At 63.8% G+C, this 2367-nt stretch carries 4 protein-coding genes and 1 pseudogene; 3 read left to right on the top strand and 2 right to left on the bottom strand.

The features are described 5' to 3' along the window. Positions 1–84, top strand: a pseudogene (locus tag ACFY01_RS46675) (transposase); the annotation flags it as partial. 513 nt (positions 85–597) lie between these two features. Beyond that, positions 598–834 carry a hypothetical protein gene (locus tag ACFY01_RS46680; RefSeq protein ID WP_390741872.1) on the top strand — a complete coding sequence of 79 codons (237 nt, stop codon included), beginning with the start codon at positions 598–600 and terminating at the stop codon, positions 832–834. Here ACFY01_RS46680 and ACFY01_RS46685 read toward each other — a convergent pair. After that, positions 812–1270 (bottom strand): hypothetical protein, encoded by a 459-nt coding sequence (locus tag ACFY01_RS46685; protein WP_390741873.1) that lies wholly within the window; start codon positions 1268–1270, stop codon positions 812–814. The two genes, ACFY01_RS46680 and ACFY01_RS46685, sit on opposite strands and share 23 nt — an antisense overlap. A gap of 355 nt (positions 1271–1625) precedes the next feature. Between ACFY01_RS46685 and ACFY01_RS46690 the strand changes: the two genes are divergently transcribed. Beyond that, complete coding sequence (locus ACFY01_RS46690; RefSeq protein WP_390741874.1) at positions 1626–2012, top strand: hypothetical protein; 387 nt, start codon at positions 1626–1628, stop codon at positions 2010–2012. A 151-nt stretch (positions 2013–2163) separates the two neighbouring features. Here the strand turns inward: ACFY01_RS46690 and ACFY01_RS46695 are convergent, their stop codons facing one another. Next, a complete protein-coding gene (locus ACFY01_RS46695) occupies positions 2164–2298 on the bottom strand; it encodes a hypothetical protein (protein ID WP_390741875.1) in 135 nt (44 codons plus the stop codon). Positions 2299–2367: the final 69 nt, after the last annotated feature.

Genomic DNA, 2367 nt, shown 5'->3' on the forward strand with positions numbered 1-2367 from the left:
ATCCGCCGCTACATCATCTGGCGGAACAAGCACGCTGCCGACGAACGCCTACGCGAGATCGTGGACAGGGCAAACGTTGCTTGATGCGGCACTAGCGACGGCCCCGGATGGACTCCCGGGGCCGTCGACGAGCAACCCACTGGCATCCAGTTAGTTTGCCCGTGCCCTGCGGCACTCTGACTCGACAGCGTCGAGGGTGTCGCCCAATGACCGCGCGTCTTCGTCTGAGAGCGGCTGATTGCTCCCCTGGCTTTGTTGCGTGGCGGTCGGCGGCAACGCGTTGAAGCCTGTTCATAGCGTCCGCGAGCCGATTCCAGCGGGCGTCTTTGCGAGCCGCCGATGCGGCTTTGTCTGCGTCCGCGTTGAGATCGTCCGCCACCTTGGTCCAGTCTGGATTGGTCGTCGGCGTACTGCTGTCTGGAGTGACACCGTGAGCAGCACCGGAGCTTTCACAGGCACTTCGGGCATCGGTGGAGCCGTCGTCTCCATGGCCGGCGCAGGCAGTGACAAGTGCGGCGGCTATCAGGGCCACAACGGTGAGTCTCGCGCGCATAGTCCCCCCAAGCAATTGGTTCGGGACGGAGCGTACGGGAGGCGGTGCGCGATCTGATGGCGTCCGGCGCCGAGATGTCATCTGCCTTCATGGGCGTACAGCTCTGTGCGCCCGAATACGTCATTGCCGCTGGTCAAGCGGTGACCGAGGCCATCCAATCAGGCGCCGAAGAGGGGACGAACTCTCGGAACACCCCGAGCATGCCCACCAATCACGCCGACGCACCGGGCAATTCCAAGATCGCCGACAGAGTCAAGCTCAGCTATGGACTGTCTGTTTGACGCCGTCCTTGTCGGTGATGCTGACGGAAACGCGCCACCGCGTCCGCTTGTCGACCTCGATCTTGACCGTACCGCCGAACTTCCGGCCATCCAGGTCTTTCGCTTTCATCGAGGCACCGTAGGTGGCGCTATCGTCACACACTTCGATCCCGGCGCGCAGCGCTGTCCCATTACTGACCTTCAGACCACCCGAGGGACCGAGACAGTCATACCGCACGGACAATGCGGCAATCCGGTCCGCAGCCACGGGCAGCTTCACCGTCCCCGGACCCAGCCGGCCCGGTTTCTTAGCACCCTTGTCAGGATTGTCCGGATCGGACATCAGCGCCGCCTTCGAGGCACTCGGCGAAGGCGGCGTACTCTTCCCGCCGCTGCACCCGGACAGCGCAGCGGCGGACACCACCAGCAGAACGATCCCTGCGCTGCGCATCAGCACGTGTTTACCCCGTGTTTCTCTGGATGAAAGCGACCTCGTCGACCGCCAGGATTTGACCCTAGGGAGCAACTCTCCCTCCTGTCATGGCAGTTGAGTGAAACATGAGGTGTAGGTCACCCTAGACACCGTGCCGAATGCGAGTCGAAGTAGGCGGGCAAGGGCTGCGTAATGATCTGTCGATGGATGCGTACGCGTGGCCTGCGGCCCCGCCCTGCCGGCCGCAGACGTAGTTCTCGGGAGCTGTGCGGCAACCGTCGCAGCTCTGCCAGTCCGGACCCGCATCACTGGAGATGCTTCCGTGCGCCCCCGCCGCGCCGCTCCCCGCGGCCCAAGTACGACTGGATCATCGGCGCGCATGAAGGGATTCGGGAAGTACTGGGGCTGGGTTGTCTTTGCCGTGCTCATCGCAGGCTGGCTGACCTTCGACTTCGGGCCGGTCGTGCTCCTCGTCCTGTCTGGGGTCAGCGCCTTCTACTTCTTCTTCAACGTGCCCGTCTGGTGCGGAGCCGAGGGACGTGGTGGCTCGTGCCGAAACAACAGTCACGGCGCACTCATGGGCTGTCACCTCCGCCAGCACAAGTGGCAGAAGCTGAAGATGATCTTCTGGAGTGCCCGATGGGCACGACTCCGTCAGGAGCTGTTCCAGAACGCGACCACCACCCTGGCCAGTCTGGGCGGCATACTCGCCGTCACGTCAGGTGTAGCGGCTACCCTGCAACCTCTGTTCGGCGGGGGCTGGTAGCGCGACTCACGCGCGGGCTGGGCCGTCTCTGGGCCGTGCGAGGCCGCACAACGTCGACCAACAACGACAGAAGCCCACGGCATCTGAGCAGTTCAGAGCCGTGGGCTTCGTCAGTCCCACTGGTCAGCGGGACCGGTGATCAGTAGACCGGCTACTGAACGTGCTCGACGGCGGGTTGGCTGTCGAGCAGCGTGTCCACCGTCACTGTTCCTGCTGACGTGCCGATCAGCCACTCCGCGAGAGTGATCCCTTGTGCCCAGGGAGCCTCCCCCTGAGTGGTGGACACGCTGATACTGGATCTGCTTGATCCGGAGGAAGCGAGACAACCGCCGATGGCGATGAAGGACTACTCGGA

The sequence above is a fragment of the Streptomyces sp. NPDC001480 genome (assembly GCF_042894725.1).
In the GTDB taxonomy this organism is placed as follows: Bacteria; Actinomycetota; Actinomycetes; order Streptomycetales; family Streptomycetaceae; genus Streptomyces.